This window comes from Bacteroides sp. HMSC067B03 (assembly GCF_001811315.1).
GTDB lineage: Bacteria > Bacteroidota > Bacteroidia > Bacteroidales > Bacteroidaceae > Bacteroides > Bacteroides faecis.
In genome coordinates this window covers 14,643-34,358 of the sequence record NZ_KV804357.1, presented here as the reverse complement: position 1 = coordinate 34,358, position 19,716 = coordinate 14,643, and the positions used below count along the sequence as shown (strand labels likewise).

Genomic DNA, 19,716 nt, shown 5'->3' with positions numbered 1-19,716 from the left:
AATAATTATATCTACCTATCATGAAACATTCATTCATCAGAATTATTCTATTTAGTTTGTTCCTTATCGGAACAATGCAAGGCGTAGCACAGAATAAAAAATCAGGCAATCCTATTCTGCCCGGATTCCATGCCGACCCCGAAGTATTGTATTCCCATCTGACAAAACGTTATTATATTTATCCTACCAGCGATGGTTTTCCGGGATGGGGCGGAAGTTATTTTAAGGTCTTTTCATCGAAGAATTTAAAGACGTGGAAAGAAGAAACAGTTATTCTTGAGATGGGCAAAAATGTCTCCTGGGCAAATGGAAATGCCTGGGCTCCTTGTATCGAAGAAAAGAAAATAGACGGAAAATATAAATACTTCTTCTATTACAGTGCCAATCCAACGACCAACAAAGGCAAACAGATAGGGGTCGCCGTAGCAGATTCCCCTACCGGACCTTTCACCGATCTGGGTAAACCAATTATCACCTCCTCCCCCACAGGAAGAGGACAGCAGATTGATGTGGATGTATTCACCGACCCTGTATCGGGCAAAAGCTACCTTTATTGGGGCAACGGTTATATGGCAGGAGCCGAACTCAACGACGATATGCTGTCCATCAAAGAAGAGACCATCAAAGTTTTAACGCCCAAAGGGGGAACCCTGCAAACTTATGCCTACCGTGAAGCACCTTACGTGATTTACAGAAAAGGAGTTTACTATTTCTTCTGGTCTGTTGACGATACCGGTTCACCGAACTATCATGTGGCTTACGGCACTGCCCGGTCACCACTCGCCCCGATTGAGGTAGCCAAAGAACCGATCATACTCATCCAGAATCCGGAAAAAGAGATCTACGGCCCTGCCCACAATTCTATCCTGCAAATACCCGGAAAAGATAAATGGTATATCGTATACCACCGTATCAACAAGAATCACTTGAAAGACGGACCGGGCTGGCACCGTGAAGTATGCATCGACCGGATGGAATTCAATCCGGACGGAACAATCAAACCGGTCGTTCCCACCCCATAACAAAGAAACGAGCTATTCATTCTAAAATAATACCAAGATGAAAAACATTCTGACTGCAACATTCCTGACTTGCCTCTGCATCACAGGAAATGCACAAATTAATCATGGGTATCCTATTGACCCTGTACCTTTTACCTCCGTCAAAGTGACGGACAGTTTCTGGGGACAGCGCCTTCAGGCGAGCCGTGAAGTAACTATTCCTCTGGCATTCAGCAAATGCGAAGAGACAGGGCGTTACGAAAACTTTATAAAAGCGGCCCATCCCAGCGATACATATAAAGTAGAAGGATTCTCTTTCGACGATACCGACGTATACAAAACAATAGAAGGAGCCAGTTACTCCCTGCAGACCTATCCGGACAAGAAGCTGCAAAAATACATCGACAGTATACTCGTCATTGTTGCCGGAGCCCAAGAACCGGACGGCTATCTCTATACCGCCCGTACCATGAACCCGAAGCATCCGCACAACTGGGCAGGAAAAGAACGCTGGGTAGCCGTAGAGAACCTGAGCCATGAATTCTACAATCTGGGGCACATGGTCGAAGGAGCCGTAGCGCATTATCAGGCTACCGGAAAGCGAAACTTCCTTGATATTGCCATTAAATATGCCGATTGTGTCTGCCGCGAAATCGGCAACGGGCCCGAACAAAAGAAATATGTACCGGGACATCAGATAGCCGAGATGGCTCTAGTCAAGCTCTACATGGTGACAGGAGATAAAAAGTATCTCGATCAGGCAAAGTTCTTCCTGGATACCCGTGGATACACAAGCCGGAAAGACGCTTACAGTCAGGCACACAAACCCGTAGTAGAGCAGGATGAAGCCGTAGGACATGCCGTGCGTGCCGTTTATATGTATTCCGGCATGGCAGATGTGGCAGCCATCACCGGCGATAGCAGCTATATTAAAGCGATTGACAAAATCTGGGACAACATCGTCTCTAAAAAGATTTATATAACCGGAGGTATCGGTGCACGTCACGCAGGCGAAGCATTCGGTAACAACTACGAACTCCCCAACCTGTCCGCTTATTGCGAAACTTGTGCGGCTATCGGCAATGTGTATATGAACTACCGTCTCTTCCTGCTTCATGGAGATGCCAAGTATTTCGATGTGCTGGAACGCACTTTGTACAATGGTCTGATATCGGGTGTATCACTGGACGGAGGTTCTTTTTTCTACCCCAACCCACTGTCTTCCAGCGGAAAATACAGTCGCAAACCTTGGTTCGGTTGTGCCTGCTGCCCTTCCAATGTCAGCCGTTTCATCCCGTCGTTACCGGGATATGTGTATGCCGTGAAGGACGATCAGGTATACGTGAACCTCTTCCTCTCTAACAAGGCCGAGCTGAAAGTGGATAAGAAAAAGATTATTCTGGAACAGGAAACCGATTACCCATGGAAGGGAGACATCCGTCTGAAAATAGCGCAAGGCAATCAGAACTTTACGATGAAGCTCCGTATTCCCGGTTGGGTACGTGGAAATGTACTGCCCGGTGACCTGTACGCTTACGCTGACAATCAAAAACCGGTTTACCGGGTATCCGTCAACGGACAGCCAGTAGAAAGCGACGTGAACAACGGCTATCTCAGTATCGCCCGCAAATGGAAAAAAGGAGATGTAGTAGAAGTACATTTCGATATGCTTCCCCGAATAGTAAAAGCAAATCCGAAGGTAGAAGCCGACCGCGGTCGCGTTGCCGTTGAACGCGGGCCCATCGTGTATTGTGCAGAATGGCCGGACAACAGATTCAATATACACAGCGTACTTCTCAACCAACATCCGCAATTCAAAGTAACAGAAAAACCTGAGTTACTTTACGGTATCAATCAACTAACAACCGATGCACAGGCATTAAGCTATGACATGGCAGGAAAGTTGGTAGCTAAAGACGTAGAACTCACTCTAATTCCATATTATGCCTGGGCGCACCGTGGTGAAGGTGATATGGAAGTATGGCTACCCATCGATGTAAGTGCCACTTCAACACAGCTACAGGAAGCAGGAGTATGGGAGGATAACGGATTCTTTAAGAATTAATACGAACGTTTTGAAATAAAGAATGATGAATGAAGAATTACTTTGCAGCATGATAGCGCAGCCAATTCTTCATTCTTCATTCATCATTCTTCATTCTTCATTTCCACGCAGTTTTCAAGCCTACGTCGCCTGACAAGCAAAATCTTATATAAACAGAGGAAAAAATCAATCAGCCAATATCCTCACATTCGGCGAAGGAACCCGGAACCAATATTCCGTCCATCTTCTTTCCTGTCCCGGAACCGTAAAAGATAATTTGATTAGATTATCATGCAGTCGTTCCACACTGATTTCATTCTTTGTTCCTTGTGTAAAAGTAGGATCAAGCGATCTGTCCACCATTTCCACATAAGTGTTATCCGACGGCAGACTGTACTCACCTTGACAATAAATAACTGCATTTGACTTGCCATCCATACCGGCTGTCATTATATTCATGAATGTTTGGTCAGCCGACACAATCTTTAATACAGGAAATAACAGTATTTTATATCCATGTTCGCCCGGCTGTACGGAGCAACTTTGCCATACTCCTTGCAAAGACCTGTTTTCCACTTCCTGTCCCAACGGCACCACAAGTTCGGGGAAATTAGGCCTCGGTGTATCCTTTTTAGACAGATTAAACATGATCGGAGCAGTGAAACGTACTTTCACCGCCTCACCTCTATCCATTCCCGGTTTCCATTTAGGCATTGATTTCACTACACGTAACGCTTCTTCGTCCAACAAGGGGTCGACTCCTCTTATAACTTTGGCCTGATCCAATGTTCCGTCTTCCATAATGACGAACTGCACAATCACACGACCGGAAATCCCCTTCTTTTGTGCTTCCACAGGGTACTTGATGTTTGTAGACAGAAACTTCATCATAGCTTGTATCCCTCCCGGAAATTCCGGCAGTTGATCGGGCATCAGATAAACTCCATCACTATCCACCTTCTCCACAGGCTTCTGCTGGGCAAACGAAGGCAGGCATACCAATAATACGAGAAACAGACCGAATAATTTTGTGTTCATAACTATCATATTTAAAGGTTAAACAATTACCGCAAGATAGTGTATTTTTATTGAAACACAGCAAGATTCGTCTGTTTCTTTTCACATAATGAAAAAAATATCAACGCGCTACCAGTACAGCACCTCCTTGCGACCGAATCTCCAGCTGCACTTTACCATTCTCCTTCACCTTCAGCGATGTAAGTTGCGGCTCCCCCTTCTTGTCATCCTTATAAAGAGCCACCGTCTTTCCGGCAAACATCTCCAGATCCAATTTCAGTTTCAACGGTTCCTTTCCGGCATTCACAGCCGCCAAATACCAGATATCTCCATGCCGACGTGCCAACACCACATATTTACCCGGATAACCATCGACGAACCGTGTTTCATCCCATGTTGCGGGTACTTGCTTCATAAAGTCCATACAGACAGCCGGAACATCGTTCAGATTGTTCGGAGCCAATGCAAAGTTCTGAACCGGATTCTGGAACAGAACGGTAGTCGCCAACTGGAACACATCCGTAGTCCGGCGCGTCGTACCGCCGTCATTATTACGGTTCAGACGCTTGTTCAGGAAACAACCGCCAAACTCCATCGATCCCACCGTATTGCGGATAAACGGATGAAGGCATGTATTGAATGCTTCCTCATCGCAGAAATGCTGGTTGAACACCATATTCTCCGATGCCAGCACCGCTTCACTACCTACATAGTTCGGATACATACGTTCCCATCCGCGAGGCAATGTACAGCCATGGAAGATAACCATCAATCCATGATCGTCCGCATCACTCAGGATATCTTCATACAACCGCATCGTCTCCTGCTTGTCACCTCCGAAGAAATCGACCTTGATTCCCTTCACACCCAAACTTTGCAGCCATCTCATTTCACGTTTACGGATGATCGCATTGTCCATCCGGTTTACCGGTCCCTGTTCAATGTCATTCCAATAACCGGAAGAACTATACCATAAGAATAATTCCACTCCCTTACTACGTGCATACTCAACCAGTGACTTCATACGCTGATGTCCGATTCTCGTATCCCACCAGTTGTCTATCAACACGTACTCATATCCCATCACCGAAGCCAAATCAATATAACGCACCTGATCATCATAGTTAATACTTCCGTCCTGCCAAAGAATCCAGCTCCATGTACCGCGACCGAAACGATACTCATGTTCCGTTTCATAAAGCGGACTTACCACGTCCCACGGAACAGTCGTTTCTACAATCGGTTTCAGATTATCTCCCACCGTGATCGTACGCCACGGAGTAGCACCGGGCAATGCAAAAGCAGGAGCGACCGTCCCGTTGCCATTATTTTCTTCCGCCATCGGAAAAGCAACCGTATATAGATTTCCTTCGCTCACGTCACTCAACCGGGAACCGCAATAGCGACTGTCCACACCCGTCTCGCTGACCAGTACCCAGCCGGCATCCCCTACACGGAACAAACAAGGGAAGGTATATCCATGTCCATACTGCGAACGTTCGCTCATCGGAGCATCTGCCTTATATTCTTCCTCATAGCTGGGTTTCGTACGTTTCCAGCCTATCATCGCATCGCTCTGCGGACACAGGAAAGTAGTAGTCTGTTCGGGAAAGCGGAAACCTGTCTTTTCCTCATTCACCGTCACACTGGCTCTTCCACCCTGATGCGGCAAAGTATAACGGAAAGCCACATCATGATCACTCACCCGAAAGACAACTCCAAGTTTCTGCCCTTTCTCATTCTCGAAATGACAAGTCAGTTCATTCGCACGGTAATGTACTTCGGAGACCTTAATACGCGTCTGCCGGTAGACAGTGTCGATCTTGTCAACGGAATGTCCGGCCAGTTTGAGATTCTTCGTAAAATCACCGATATTGGTATCCATACCCAAAGGGGACTTCTCCAGCATCGTTTGTCCGTTATAACTGACAGAATAGCAAGGTTTCGTCTCGTTCTGAGCAAATACCGCCAACTGCAACTTTCCGTCCGGTCCCTTTACAACTACATCCTGCGCTGCAAGAGTACCCATACCAAGAATTGCCACCAAAGCACTTACAAGTTTCTTCATAATATTATTCTTCGTTTTATAATTAAAATGCTTTCCTATTATACCGAAAGCAAAAATAGGAAATATAATTATCTCCGCACACAGGCTTCAGGCGTTTGCATGATTTCTCCCCCCTCTTTGATTGATATACAGACATCCCCTCCCGAAACTCCTTATAAAAAGAATCGTTTGACTAAGTATAATCCCGACTTTTTCTATCTTTGTCATCGATAACCATAATCCGTATCCTAATGACGGCAAATAACCGGAAAAACACCAGAATACTCCTATTCCTCATCCTATGTATCAGGATGACGCTGACTGTGAGTGCCGGCGACTTTCTGTTTACGTCGGTCAATACGGCTCAAGGATTGAGTGACAACCAAATACGCTACATGCTCCAGCTACCCGACGGAAGAATGGTGTTTACCACCAACGGGAGCGTCAATCTGTATGACGGCGTGCATTTCAGCTACCTCCACCGCAAGGCAGAAAACGTCTATCCGCTGAAACAGTATGACGGATACTACCGCATCTATCAATGCGGGGATTCTCTTCTGTGGATCAAAGATCGTCATAAACTGATGTGCATCCATCTCCCTCAAGAAGAATACATTGCCGACCTCGACTCTTATTTTCGGGAAAGAGATATACACGAACCGGTAGAAGACCTTTTCGTTGACCATTCGGGACGTATCTGGCTGCTTACTTCCCGGACATTGCAGGAACTGAAAACAGGCATCCGCATGTCTCTGCCGGAGCATGAGCAGCGAAAGCTACAAGACGTAAATTCAGACGAACGCGCGATTTATTTATTCTATCACACGGGCGAAGTAGCATGCTACGATCCGAAAACCGGCAAACGACTGTACGAACGGGCAGCTTACCCCGCATCCGAACGGGAGAACTTCGGGTATACCTCTCTTGTCGTTAAAAGCGAGAAAGGATTCTACCAGTTGCGCAATGGACGCAAAGGAGGACTATTCTACTTTAATCCGCAAAACCGGACATGGCAAAAGCTGTTCGAGCAAGACTACACGCTCAACACCTTAATCGTCACCCCACAGAGCGAGAAAGCATACGTCAGTTGTTACCACGGTTTCTGGATCATCGACCTCAAAAACGGGGAACAACAGTATATTCCCGTACTGGAAACAAAGAAAGGGCAGCTCGTTTCGACCGAAGTCAGCACTATCTTTCAGGATGCTCAGGGCGGATTGTGGGTCGGCACATTCAATCGGGGATTGCTCTATCATCACCCTGCCATGCACAAACTGCTGAACGTCAGCCGTACTTCTTTCCCCGTATCACCGGAAGAGGATGTAACCGTCGAAGCCTTTGCGGAAGACGACGACCACCACATTTATCTGAAAAGTCATTCTAAAATCTATCAGCTGACGACCGACAAAGAAGGTGCCCGTATCCTAGTGCCTGTATCAGCCTCATCGATTTCTACAGAAACTGCAAGAGCGCTGAACCGGGGAAGTGGAAACCAATCGTACAGAAACCAATCGTACACCGCTTTATGCACCGATTCACGAGGATGGACATGGGCAGGAACAGCCGACGGACTGGAGCTTTTCACTGATAACGGGCAAACGCCGGACCACACAGCCTCCCCCCGTGTCTTCTATCGTGAAAACGGACTGAGCAACAACTTCGTGCAGGCAATCATCGAGGATAAGAATAACAATATCTGGGTGACTACCAGCAATGGTATTTCGCGTATTCATGTCCATCCGGAGAATCAGGAGGTCGGTTTTACCAATTTCAACCAGTTAGACGGCGCATTGGAAGGAGAATATATGCAAGGAGCCGTCTTCGAATCTTCCGACGGCACACTTTATTTCGGAGGCATCGACGGCTTTACCATTTTCTGCCCCGACCAGGAACTCGCCACTCCGGGACTGCCCTACAGACCGGTCTTCACCACCCTGCGTCTATATGGTGAGAAAGTCAACACGGGAGAAAGGTACGGAAACCGCATCATCCTGCCCCAAGCTGCTCCTTATACCACGAAGATAGAACTGGGCTACAACCAGAACTTTCTGACCTTCGAATGTTCGGCACTGAACTACGTGAACAGTGAACGTACCTATTACCGCTACCAACTGGAAGGAATCGACAAACAATGGATGAACGCCTTCGCAAGCGGACAAGGGAACGCAACCGTCGGCAATGGTATCCTGCAGGCATCTTACACCAATCTGCCACCCGGAGAATATACATTCAAGGTTGCCGCATCCGACAACCTGTTGCAATGGAACGAAAACATCACAAAGATACAGGTCACCATCCACGCCCCTTGGTGGAAAACGACTACTGCCTACGTTCTGTATACAGTCGCCCTATTACTGATCGTCTCAGGCAGCATCCGCCTCTATATCTATCAGACAAAGAAAAAGATGGAACAGCAACATAAAGAAGAAATTCTGCTGCTCCGTATCCGCAACCTGATAGAACAATGCAATAACTATGAGGCCGAACAGAAAAACCGTTCGGAGAAAAAGGACTGCCCCCATCCTGCCTGCGATACGAACGCGACAGCATCTGATAATGGCTCAGCCTTCCTGGTACAGGCCATCGAACTGGTGGAAAAGAACCTTGACGTAAGCGGCTACTCCGTAGAGCAACTGAGCCGTGACCTCTGCATGGAACGTACCGGACTTTACCGCAAGCTAGTGACTTTGCTCGACCAGTCTCCCAGCCTGTTCATCCGTAACATCCGTCTTCAACGGGCAGCACAGTTGCTTGCCGAAGGCCAACTGAGCGTAACTGAAATAGCGGAGCGTACCGGTTTCAGCAGTTCCAGCTACCTAAGCAAATGTTTTCAGGAAATGTACGGGTGCCGTCCGTCTGAATATGCGGAGAAAGCGAAGAAATCAACCTGATTGTTGTTTGTTTCAACCTGGCTATTGTCAGCGAGAAGCCCTTCTGCCCTACCTTTGCCGTATCATAAAGCACTTTTGAAAACCATGAAAATGAATCTTAGAAAAACAGGCATCCTGCTGGCATGGGCAACGATCATTGCCGCAAACGGTACGGCACAAAACGTACAACGCACCTCCCAAGGCATCAAGTATGCAGCACAAGGGATGGACGTCAGTATAGAATTCTATTCGCCTACTATCGTCCGGGTATATAAAACACTAAGCGAAACGGCTTCCGACAAGGAAAGCCTCGTCGTCACCAAAACACCGGAACAGACCTCGGTTTCTTTCGGTGAAAAGGGGAAAAATGTGACATTGAGCAGCAATGCCATCCAAGTGGAAGTGAACCCCGCAACAGGTGGTATCCACTTCTTCGATACGGCAGGACAACGACTGCTGACAGACAAAGACTACGGAACGCAGTTTACTCCTTTCAACGATGCCGGCGTTCCGTCGTACAATGTCCGGCAGGCTTTCTTGCTGGATAAAGACGAAGTCATCTACGGTTTGGGGCAGCAGCAGACAGGGAAAGTGAACCAGCGTAATCAGAAACTCTTCCTCCGCAACCAGAACATGAGTATCTGCATTCCTTTCATTCACTCTATCAAAGGCTATGCCCTCTACTGGGACAATTACTCTCCCACCACCTTCCTCGACAACCCGCAAGAGACTTCCTTCGACTCGGAAGTCGGTGACTGTGCCGACTACTACTTCATCTACGGCGGCAACGCCGACGGAGTCATAGCCGGAGTACGCGACCTGACAGGTCAAGCTCCTTTGTATCCTCTCTGGACTCTCGGATTCTGGCAATGTCGCGAACGCTACAAAAGTCCGGATGAACTATGCGAAGTCGTAGACAAATACCGTGAACTGAAAGTTCCTCTGGACGGAATTATCCAGGACTGGCAATACTGGGGTTGCAACGAAAACTGGAATTCCATGAAATTCCAGAATCCCCGCTACATCAACAAAATGGGTGATCCGGAATACATGAAGTTCCTCCCCAACGGAGAGGACAAGAACGCCAACTACGGAACTCCCCGCATTAAAAGCCCCAAAGAGATGATAGACTATGTACACAAGCAGAACGCACATATCATGATCTCAGTATGGGCCTCCTTCGGACCGTGGACGGAAATGTACCAGAAGATGGACAGTCTGAAAGCACTGCTCCACTTCGAGACGTGGCCGCCCAAAGCCGGAGTCAAACCTTACGATCCATATAATCCGGCAGCACGGGATATCTACTGGGCGGCGATGAAAAAGAACATCTTCGATCTGGGTATGGATGCATGGTGGCTCGACTCCACCGAACCGGACCATATGGATATCAAAGACCAGGACTTCAATACACAGACCTATCTGGGGTCTTTCCGCAGAGTACACAACGCCTTCCCCTTAATGTCCAACAAAGGGGTATACGAACACCAACGCGCCACCACTTCCGACAAGCGCGTATTCCTGCTCACCCGTTCTTCTTTCTTGGGACAGCAACGTTATGCTTCGCATTCATGGAGCGGTGACGTCGTTTCGACCTGGGACGTGATGCGCAAGCAGTTAGCTGCAGGACTGAACTATACATTATGCGGCATCCCCTACTGGAACACAGATTTAGGCGGCTTCTTCGCATGGAGATATAACAATAATGTCAACAACATCGCTTATCATGAATTGCACGTCCGCTGGTATCAGTGGGGAGTATTCCAGCCTATCATGCGTTCGCACAACTCCAGCCCGGTAGCCGTGGAGATATACCAGTTCGGCAAGAAGGGCGACTGGTCTTATGACGCACTGGAAAAATACACTCATTTACGTTACCGCCTGTTACCCTACATTTACAGCACTTCCTGGGAAGTGACCAGCAAGGCAGGCAGCATCATGCGCCCGCTTATGATGGACTTCCCGAAAGACAAAAAGGTGCTCGATATGGACACTGAGTATATGTTCGGACGTAATTTCCTGGTTCGCCCGGTAACAGATTCTCTGTATACTTGGCAAGACGAAAAACAGAACGGTCACCAGAAAGACATGAGCAGGATCGGAAAAACCGATGTTTACCTTCCCCAAGGTGCCCGCTGGTTCGACTTCTGGACCGGACAAACACTGGAAGGCGGACAGACACTCCAGCGTGAAGTACCGATTGACATTATGCCGATCTACGTTCGTGCCGGTTCTATCCTCCCCTGGGGGCCCGCTGTACAATACTCTACGGAAAAGAAATGGGATAATCTGACCATCCGTATTTATCCGGGAGCAGATGCTGAATTTACCCTTTACGAAGATGAGTTCGACAATTACAATTACGAAAAGGGTGCCTATTCCACCATCACTCTGAAATGGAACGACCAAGACCGTACACTAACCATTGACGACCGACAAGGCAGCTACAAGGGAATGCTGAAGAACCGTAAGTTCAACTTGATAGTAGTGGAACCGGGAAAAGGCTGTGGTGACGGTGACTCAGCTACATTCGACAAGTCCGTTTCTTACAGAGGAAAGAAGGTGGTTGCAAAGTTATAAATTGACAAGTAACAAATATTTAGGCACGGATTACACGGATTTCACGGTTTTAAGAGATTGGATAGACTATTAAAAACCGTGTTAATCCGTGTAATCCGTGCCTAAATAATGGCAAACTACATACTTCTCTCTTCAGAATAAAACACGTTTTCTTATTGTCACTTATCACTTTTAGGTATAAGTCACTGATTACAAAATATTTATCGGTGACAATAGCCGGTGATAATAGAGTGATAATACCGCATATCATCCTTCTTATTGTCACTTTCCAAGTGTTATACCATTCTCAGGCTATTAATACCTGAGATGTCACCCATTAACAATTGACCGGTTGATTAAAACCAATCATGCGGTTGATTGAAGCAAAGCGACAGGTGCTCCAGAAAGTTTCAAGCGCTTGAAACTTTAGTTTCTAAGGTATGAAACTATTGTTTCCAATGCTTGAAACTAGAGTTTCTCCTATTTGAAACTTTAGTTTCACCCGCCTGAAACTAATCTTGGAACTACATGGTATAATTCTTCCTCCTACTTACCATGACTTCCTCCCCCCCTTAACAAAAAAAGCTAGTCTGATTTCCTTCAATCGAATGAAAGAGAATCAGACTAGCCGTAACAAATAGACAAACCTCTATTGAAAACCTGTTTATTACCTTATCATTTAGCCTTTTGTGTCTTCAAGCGGATGACCGTGAACGAATAAGCCGGCAGTTGCTGTTTGAAGTTGGCCCCTGCCTCTATCGTATCTGTCACCGGAAGCGGAGTAGTCTCCGGTGCACCTGCCAATACAGTGCGCGTAGCGGAAGACTGGATACCGTCAATTCCCGGTAACTGAACCTCCGTCTCTATGCTGACCGGCAACATATTGACCAGCTTCACAATCACATCACCGGTCTTGCTGTCACGAACGATGGAAGACCCAACGCGAAGTTTCACACGGCTGTCCTGATTGTCCAGACTGATTTGTGAAGGAATATAATGATCGCCTGCATGCTGACCGTACAGTTTCTGCACATAGTATCCTGTTGTCGGTTTCACTTCCCGGTTGTTGAAGTAAATCAGGTCCGGATTCCACTGCGTGCGTCTTTCTTTTGCCAGCAAGGGAGCATAGGAAGTCATGTGTACCACATCCCCGTTGCGTTCCAGCGCTGTCAGATAGAGTGCTTCGGTCAGAGCTGTCTCCATATTCGCCTTGCGTCCGGGAATATGGGTGGCATATTCACCCAGATATACTTTCGTCTTTTTGGAACGGTCGTACTTGTCGTAGAAGTCCTGATTGTGAAGGAACCATCCCGGAGACTGATAATAATGTTCGTCCACCATCGGGATACCGAGCTTGTCCGCCAGTTTCCAGCCTTCCACATAGTCCGTACCTTCGTTGAAAGGACCTACCGTGCCGACAACGATGATCTCCGGATACTTCTCTTTGATGGCATTAAAGATCATCGTGAAACGTTCCTCAAAAATGTCGGTGATCAGGTCTTCATTACCGATACCGATATATTTCAGATTAAAAGGTTTCGGATGTCCGGATTCGGCACGTATTTTACCCCATTTTGTTTTCTTCGCATCTCCGTTCGCCCATTCTATCAGGTCGAGGATATCCTGAATGTAAGCATCCATTTCGCTCATCGGGATACCGCCTTGCTGACCGCCTCTCAAATCACCATGACAGGCGGAGTTCTGACAAGGAACACCTGCTGCGAGCACCGGAAGCGGTTCTGCGCCTATATCTTCACAGAACTGGAAATATTCATAGTAACCCAACCCCATGCTTTGATGATATCCCCAAAGGTTACGGGCAGATTTGCGGGCTTCCAACGGCCCGATGGTATTTTTCCACTGATAAATGTTCTTCAAGCCGTCTCCATGTGCCACACAGCCACCGGGGAAACGGACAAAGCGCGGGTGCATATCGGCAAGTGTCTGTGCAAGGTCGGCACGCAAACCGTTCTTTCTGCCTTTGAAGGTGTTCTGCGGAAACAGGGAAATCATATCTAGCTCCACCGTACCGGCTGATTGCGGCTGGAGTTCCAGATGGGTGTCAGCCGATGCCTTCGCTGTCAATACCGCCTGATAAGTTTTCCACGAACGGGAAGAGACAGTAACTGTCGTTTCGCCCTGCACAGTGCCGTCGGCATCCACAAGGCGTACCAGTATCTTATTGGTTTTACTGCCTTCGGGGATGCGACCGAACAATGAAAGATGATACTTCTCACCGGCTTTAAGGGCGATTCCATCGAAACCGGTATTGGTCAGCGCAGCTCCCGGGCGGTCGACATTCAGGACTGCATAGTGCGAGTTGTTCGGATGGACAGGGTCGGAGGTTTCTATCGCAAAGGTAGCTTTCTCCCCTTTCAGGCTCCAAGAGTGGGTACTGTTCCAGTTCTTATCTCCTTCCCGGTCGGACGGGGTGTATTCGAAATCCCGGTTCTGAATCAGTTCGGCATACAGGCCGCCATCGGCGGAGTAGTTGATGTCCTCAAAAAAGATACCCATCAGTAAGTCGCTGATTTCTTTGGTTTCTTCCGGTTGTGCTGTGACGGTAGCCTTCACCGGTTTCAAGCCGGCAAAACGTTCTTTGTCCTGCACAGGTCGTTCGCCATACAGGGAGTTACGGTATTGATTGCGCTCGTAAGTTTTCGTCAGTTCGTCCACTACCGACCAGGCTACCCGGTTGACAGTTCCCGTTTCTTCCTGTCCGGCAATCTTTGCTTTGACTCTGGTTCCTTCAAAATCGGATGTAGTACGGGGATATTGCTGGGCTTCCCAGTAGATCAGGTCTTTTGATTTAGCCTGACCGTATCCGTCGTGGTCATTCAACTTCCAGATACAGAGCCATTCTCCGCCGGGAAGTTGTTTCAGATTCGGGTCGAGCATCTTTTTCTGCGATCCCCAACGACCATAGTCACAACGAATATAACCGTGTCCCGGCCCGATCTCAAACCAATGCTTCCCGTCCACGCTCCAGGCAAAGCGGAGTCCGCTTCGTCCGTCGTCCCCCCGGGTGGCGTAAGCAAAGAGGGATACCGAATCGGGGGTACTGGTGGTCTCATGAGTTGCGGCACACAGGGGCTGCTGCAACGATACTAATAATACACTAAATAGCAGAAGTAAATGTTTCATGGTATAATTTATAATATAAGATCATTATAACGGCAAAGATAAGATCTTTCCGGCTTGTCCGGCAACTACAATCTCTGCAAAAAAAGAGCGCATATTCACTAAAAAGGTGGAACAGGAGTTTTTTCATGGTATTTATTTGCAAGGTTACATCTTATCGGGTTTGCCGTATGCTTTGAACAGGCGTTTCAGTTCCTTGTCGGTAATCGGCATTACGGTGCCGTGACGCGGATGGAAGTCCATGCTGATCGCATGGTCAATCACTTTAAAGTGGTCCAGATCCGTACTTTCCGTAAACTGATACTTGCCTTTCATATATACATCGTACATCAAGATATACTTGTCCGTACCTATCAACGGGAAAATGCCGGAGCCTTCTACCGCCTCCTTCGTCTGTTGCTTGTAATCTTCCGATTCTTTCCATTGTCCGGAGGTCAGAGAAGCGGTCGTAGCTTTCTTGATACCGTTGCCGTGTCCTTCCGTTTTATAGAACAGATGGTAAAGTCCGTCTTTGTAGATGATGTCTCCGTCAATGCAGGACTTTTTATTCTCCGGAATAAACAAGGGCTTCGGTTCCCCCTCTATATCAGTGAAGTCTTTGTTGGCATATGCGTAGTAGATGATGTCCGGCCCATTACCGTGCTGCATCGACCAGTATACCATGTATTTCTTCGCCTCCCGGTCATAGACGGTTTGCGGTGCCCATACCCGTTTCAGGTCTTCCTGATCCGGATATTTCTTCTGGATATTCACGACATTGGAAGTCCAGTTGATCAGGTCCTTCGATTTCAGCAGAATCATGGCACGGTTGGAACTCCATCCGTTGGCAGAAACCATATCGGTAACGACCATATAGAATGTTTTTCCATCTTCACAACGAAGGATATGCGGGTCGCGTACTCCTCCCGTAGAACTGATCTCGCGGGAGTCGATGACCGGCTGGTTTCTGTTGAGCGCATAGTAATTGTATCCATCGGGGCTGACAGCCATACGAATGGCTTCCTCACTCATCCTGTTTCCGGTAAAATAGACAAACAGATAGGCAGATTGCCGGCTGTATCCTGTCAGCACTCCTGTAAAGAGGAGTGCCAGAAGGAAAATATACTTTTTCATATTCATTTGAGGGTTAATACTTAAAATCAGACGGTTTGACATACACGCGGTATTCACGGATCATGCCCGGGTAGTTCTTTTCGGCACGGGGCAGATAGCGGAAGCCCGTCACTGTTTCCACCTTGCTCAGGTCGATTACCAGCTGATGAGGATAAGCGACATTGTCTACAGTCATCCAGAAGGTAGATTCCTGCAAGTCGAATATCTTGTCTGCCGTCCGGTTGCCGCTGCGTGTTTCTTCGCTATCGGCATAACGGATTTTCCAATGTTCACGGGATACAGGTTTGCCGTCGGCACCCAGCACATCAAATTCTGCAATGGCGGCGATATTGTTATTAGCCTGTGGAGAGAGTGCTTCCAGGCAGAAGAAACGTCCTTTTACCGGAGCCGCGAAACGTACTTCCTGCCAGCCGTTACCCGGAGTGAAGGCTCCTTCGTGCGCCACTTTCTCTCCTGCCAGTTTCAGCTTTTCTCCATCCTTGCGGTGGGTTTCCGGTGCTTTCTCACGGAGTACGTCGAGGATGGGTTTCTTCAATCCTTTCATCGAAGCCTTGGCAGGCCCCTTCAAGTCAAGAACGAGGACTTCATTCTCGCCTTCTTTCAGCCAGCAGCCCGGTATGAAAAGTGTCTGTTGAGGCCCGATTTCCCAGAAACGCCCCATCGCATGACCGTTCACCCATACCATCCCTTTGCCCCATGTACTCATGTCGAGGAAGGTGTCACCTACCTTGTCGAGTTTGAAAGATGACTGATAGTAAGCGGGCATAGTCGGTAATATCTTCGTATCCTTGTATTTCTTATTCTTGATAAATGAGTAGTCTACCGGGAAGTTATAGACAGTCCAGTTTTTCAGTTCTTTCGTCCGGTCGCCTGAAAGGAGTTCTACCTTCTCCGTGATTCCCTTCCGGTCGTGAATGGACTTGTCAAAGTTTACACGTCCCATTGCCTCCACCAGAATATCCAGTTGCGTACCTTTCTTCAAGGCCGGTAAGGTAGTGGTAAACTCTCCCTTGCGGCGGTCGAGACGTGCCAATAGTTTGCCGTCAGCAAAGATTTGCGCCCAGTCGTGCACTTCCGTGATTTTTAATGTAGTGCCTGAGCTCACGGCTTCGGGCAATGTAGTACGATACAGGATCGTTCCCCAGCCCTGGTTGAATTGTTCCATCGGCTGGATATCCACTGACTGTCTGGCAGCCGGTAAATTAGAGAAAAGCGGAGCTACTTTGGTAAAATGAAATTCAGGAATCTCAATAACAGGCAGTGCATCAGGTACTTCCGGCAATGCTTCACCAGCCGGAAGATAAGTTTTCAGCAGATCGCGGAGGAGGAAATACTTCTCCGTCGTCCATCCGGCTTCGCTAATCGGAGCATCGTAGTCGTAAGAACTGCACATAGCGGAATAAGCAGGATTGTTGGCACCGCCCCAATGTCCGAAGGTCGTTCCTCCGTGAGTCATGTACAGGCTGAAAGAAATGTTACGGTCGAGCATCTCCTTGATACCCTGTACCATATCTTTGGCAGGGCGGGTTTCATGCTTCCGTCCCCAGTGGTCGAACCATCCGCTCCAGAATTCGCTGCACATCAGCGGAGTTTCCGGACGTAGTTCTTTTAATTTCTTGAATTGCTGGTCTATATTGGCGCCTGTTCCGAAGTTGATGGTCCAGATCAGGTCATCGAGCGCATTCCTGGTAAAGTTACTGCTCCAGTCGCATTGGAAGAGAGGCACATCGGTGAATCCGGATTCACGCACCAGATCGCGTACGGCTGAAACATAAGGCTTGTCAGTGCCATAAGAACCGTATTCGTTTTCTACCTGTACCATGATAATATTTCCGCCTTTGTTCACCTGTAGCGGTGCCAGTTGCTTACCGACTTCTTTCATGAAGATGCCCACACGCTCCATGTAGTAAGGATCGAGCGTACGAAGTGCCACATCTTTCTTTTTCAGCAGCCACCAAGGCAGTCCGCCCATTTCCCATTCCGCACACACATACGGACCGGGGCGGACGATGACATACATACCGTGTTTCTGTGCCGCACGACAGAAGGCTGCGATATCATTCTGACCTGTAAAGTCAAACTTTCCTTCTTCCTGTTCGTGTATATTCCAGAAGATGTAGATGCAGATAGTATTCATCCCCAACGCCTTGCACATCTCGATGCGATGATCCCAATAGGCTTGCGGAATACGGGTATAGTGCAACTCGGCAGCTTTCACTACAAACGGTTTCCCGTCCAGCAGGAATGTGTTCTTGCCTGCCTCAAATTTGCGGGCAGTAGTCTGTGCCTCTGCACTACTGAAAAAGATGACTGTAAAAAGTACCAGTAAAGCAATTAATTTGTTTTTCATGTCCACTCCAAATATAGTATTTTAATAGTATACGGCAAAGATAGGGCATCCACCTAAATCGGCAGGGATAATTATCATTCAAAAAAGGTTAGAAATAAAGCAAAATACCGCGAAATGGAATGTTTCAACCAGATTAATGTACTAAATTACATGAGGGGTAGTAAAAAGTAATGGTCAAAAGATGATGGTCATAAAATGACCATCATCTTTTGACCATTATCCAAGTCTATCGATACCCGACGTCTACAATCCGCTAAAATCAACCCCTTCAAATACCAGCGAAGGGATACGCCAGGAGGAGTTCAGGCGCGGGTCGTTTCCTGTTGCAACCAGTGAGTTCCACAAAGTGATCAGGTTACCGGTAACATTCATTTCGGATACCGGTTGTGTCAGCTTGCCGTTCTCAATCAGGAAGCCTTCGATACCATAAGAGAAATCTCCGGTCGAACTGTTGTTGTTGCCACCATTAAAGCCCGTCACGAGAATCCCTTTATCCACTCCGGCAATCAGTCCTTCGAGATTCTTACCTCCCGTTTCCATCACCAGAATGGAAGAACCGCTGATAGTCGGATCAACTCCCATCTTCTTAGCATTGTAGGTATCAATGAAATAAGTATTCAGCACCCCCTTATCGAAGATGGAACGACGTTCCGTAGCAATCCCTTCATTGTCGAAATAGCGGGCACCGGAGGCTTTTACCAGATGAGGTTCGTCCGTCAGTGTCAACCGGTCGCCGGCTATCTTTTCATTCAGTTTGTTCAGTAAAAAAGAGTTCTTCTGTTGCAAAGCCGAACCGTTCAGCGCACTCATCACCGGACTCAGCAAACGGCTGGAGTTCATCGGATCGACCACCATCGTATATTTGCCGGACTGTACCTTCTTCTGTCCCAGTTTGCGCAACACACGTTCCAGCGCTTTCTGTCCGATTCCTTTCTTGATCAGATCGTTCATATAAAGCGACGACTCATACCAGTAAGCAGAAGGACGTGCCTCTCCTTCCCCCTTAATCGTAATATCGGCAGAAAGTGAATACCACGTGCTTTTCGTCTCTCCTTCGAAGCCATTGCTAATCAGACGATAAGCAAAATTCTCGCCATCACTGTAGGAGGAACCGACAGAGATAATCCGTTCATCCTTACCCAAGGCTTCTTCCGCTACGGCTTTTGCCATGGCTACCTTATCATCCGGGTCGAATGATGCAAATTTGGCATCATACAGTTTCAGATCCGGCTGCCCTCCTTTATAGTAACGGGAAGGGTCTGCCAATACACGTGCTTCGTCTTTAGCCAGATAGCGTGTAGAGTCTATTCCGTTTTTGATAAATGTTTCCAGTTCTTTCCGGTTCAGGCGGTTGGTAGAGATACTGCCGTAACGCCCGTCTACATACAGGGAAAGGCTTAGTCCGCCTTCCGATGCCTGCTGCAATCTGTCCATCTTCGCATCGCGCAGCTCAAAAGAAGTGTTCGAAGAGGAATATAAAAGGACTTTTGCTGCCTGGCAGCCATTCTTCAGGGCATAGTCCATTGCCCATTGTGCCAGTTTTTTATTTTCGTCTGTAATCATAGGTTCGTCTT

General features: G+C 47.7%; 10 protein-coding genes. 4 read left to right on the top strand and 6 right to left on the bottom strand.

Translation table 11 applies throughout. The features are described 5' to 3' along the window. The first annotated feature begins 20 nt into the window (after positions 1 to 20). Together HMPREF2794_RS12050 and HMPREF2794_RS12045 are read left to right on the top strand one after the other, a co-directional pair. Positions 21 to 1,022 (top strand): family 43 glycosylhydrolase, encoded by a 1,002-nt coding sequence (locus tag HMPREF2794_RS12050; protein ID WP_070751590.1) that lies wholly within the window; start codon positions 21 to 23, stop codon positions 1,020 to 1,022. A 37-nt stretch (positions 1,023 to 1,059) separates the two neighbouring features. Further along, on the top strand, positions 1,060 to 3,066 hold the full coding sequence (locus HMPREF2794_RS12045) for a glycoside hydrolase family 127 protein (RefSeq protein ID WP_010536335.1): 2,007 nt from the start codon (positions 1,060 to 1,062) through the stop codon (positions 3,064 to 3,066). A gap of 165 nt (positions 3,067 to 3,231) precedes the next feature. Here the strand turns inward: HMPREF2794_RS12045 and HMPREF2794_RS12040 are convergent, their stop codons facing one another. Both HMPREF2794_RS12040 and HMPREF2794_RS12035 read right to left on the bottom strand, forming a co-directional pair. Continuing rightward, positions 3,232 to 4,083 (bottom strand): TonB family protein, encoded by an 852-nt coding sequence (locus HMPREF2794_RS12040; RefSeq protein ID WP_055269173.1) that lies wholly within the window; start codon positions 4,081 to 4,083, stop codon positions 3,232 to 3,234. 100 nt (positions 4,084 to 4,183) lie between these two features. After that, the gene (locus tag HMPREF2794_RS12035) at positions 4,184 to 6,130 is read right to left on the bottom strand and encodes a glycoside hydrolase family 97 protein (RefSeq protein ID WP_070751589.1); all 1,947 of its coding nucleotides are present in this window, start codon (positions 6,128 to 6,130) and stop codon (positions 4,184 to 4,186) included. A 230-nt stretch (positions 6,131 to 6,360) separates the two neighbouring features. Here HMPREF2794_RS12035 and HMPREF2794_RS12030 point away from each other — a divergent pair, with 230 nt between their 5' ends. After that, the gene (locus tag HMPREF2794_RS12030) at positions 6,361 to 9,000 is read left to right on the top strand and encodes a two-component regulator propeller domain-containing protein (protein ID WP_070751588.1); all 2,640 of its coding nucleotides are present in this window, start codon (positions 6,361 to 6,363) and stop codon (positions 8,998 to 9,000) included. Positions 9,001 to 9,084: 84 nt separating this feature from the next. Next, the gene (locus HMPREF2794_RS12025) at positions 9,085 to 11,559 is read left to right on the top strand and encodes a glycoside hydrolase family 31 protein (protein ID WP_083312068.1); all 2,475 of its coding nucleotides are present in this window, start codon (positions 9,085 to 9,087) and stop codon (positions 11,557 to 11,559) included. Between the two features lie 654 nt (positions 11,560 to 12,213). Here the strand turns inward: HMPREF2794_RS12025 and HMPREF2794_RS12020 are convergent. The 4 genes from HMPREF2794_RS12020 to HMPREF2794_RS12005 all read right to left on the bottom strand — a co-directional run bounded on the left by HMPREF2794_RS12020 (position 12,214) and on the right by HMPREF2794_RS12005 (position 19,705). Further along, positions 12,214 to 14,682: an alpha-L-arabinofuranosidase C-terminal domain-containing protein gene (locus HMPREF2794_RS12020; protein ID WP_070751587.1), complete on the bottom strand. Its 2,469-nt coding sequence runs from the start codon at positions 14,680 to 14,682 to the stop codon at positions 12,214 to 12,216. A gap of 144 nt (positions 14,683 to 14,826) precedes the next feature. Beyond that, the gene (locus tag HMPREF2794_RS12015) at positions 14,827 to 15,798 is read right to left on the bottom strand and encodes a glycoside hydrolase family 43 protein (RefSeq protein ID WP_070751633.1); all 972 of its coding nucleotides are present in this window, start codon (positions 15,796 to 15,798) and stop codon (positions 14,827 to 14,829) included. 7 nt (positions 15,799 to 15,805) lie between these two features. Beyond that, positions 15,806 to 18,142, bottom strand: coding sequence for a beta-galactosidase (locus HMPREF2794_RS12010; protein WP_070751586.1), 2,337 nt, complete (start codon positions 18,140 to 18,142; stop codon positions 15,806 to 15,808). Between the two features lie 243 nt (positions 18,143 to 18,385). Next, complete coding sequence (locus tag HMPREF2794_RS12005; protein WP_010536328.1) at positions 18,386 to 19,705, bottom strand: TldD/PmbA family protein; 1,320 nt, start codon at positions 19,703 to 19,705, stop codon at positions 18,386 to 18,388. Positions 19,706 to 19,716: the final 11 nt, after the last annotated feature.

What these genes read in the sequence shown, in the direction of transcription:
- HMPREF2794_RS12025 (WP_083312068.1), top strand. Translation starts at nt 9,085, where the DNA reads ATGAAAATGAATCTTAGAAAAACAGGCATCCTGCTGGCATGGGCAACG.
- HMPREF2794_RS12050 (WP_070751590.1), top strand. Translation starts at nt 21, where the DNA reads ATGAAACATTCATTCATCAGAATTATTCTATTTAGTTTGTTCCTTATC.
- HMPREF2794_RS12020 (WP_070751587.1), bottom strand. Translation starts at nt 14,682, where the DNA reads ATGAAACATTTACTTCTGCTATTTAGTGTATTATTAGTATCGTTGCAG.
- HMPREF2794_RS12010 (WP_070751586.1), bottom strand. Translation starts at nt 18,142, where the DNA reads ATGAAAAACAAATTAATTGCTTTACTGGTACTTTTTACAGTCATCTTT.
- HMPREF2794_RS12005 (WP_010536328.1), bottom strand. Translation starts at nt 19,705, where the DNA reads ATGATTACAGACGAAAATAAAAAACTGGCACAATGGGCAATGGACTAT.
- HMPREF2794_RS12035 (WP_070751589.1), bottom strand. Translation starts at nt 6,130, where the DNA reads ATGAAGAAACTTGTAAGTGCTTTGGTGGCAATTCTTGGTATGGGTACT.
- HMPREF2794_RS12045 (WP_010536335.1), top strand. Translation starts at nt 1,060, where the DNA reads ATGAAAAACATTCTGACTGCAACATTCCTGACTTGCCTCTGCATCACA.
- HMPREF2794_RS12040 (WP_055269173.1), bottom strand. Translation starts at nt 4,083, where the DNA reads ATGAACACAAAATTATTCGGTCTGTTTCTCGTATTATTGGTATGCCTG.
- HMPREF2794_RS12030 (WP_070751588.1), top strand. Translation starts at nt 6,361, where the DNA reads ATGACGGCAAATAACCGGAAAAACACCAGAATACTCCTATTCCTCATC.
- HMPREF2794_RS12015 (WP_070751633.1), bottom strand. Translation starts at nt 15,798, where the DNA reads ATGAATATGAAAAAGTATATTTTCCTTCTGGCACTCCTCTTTACAGGA.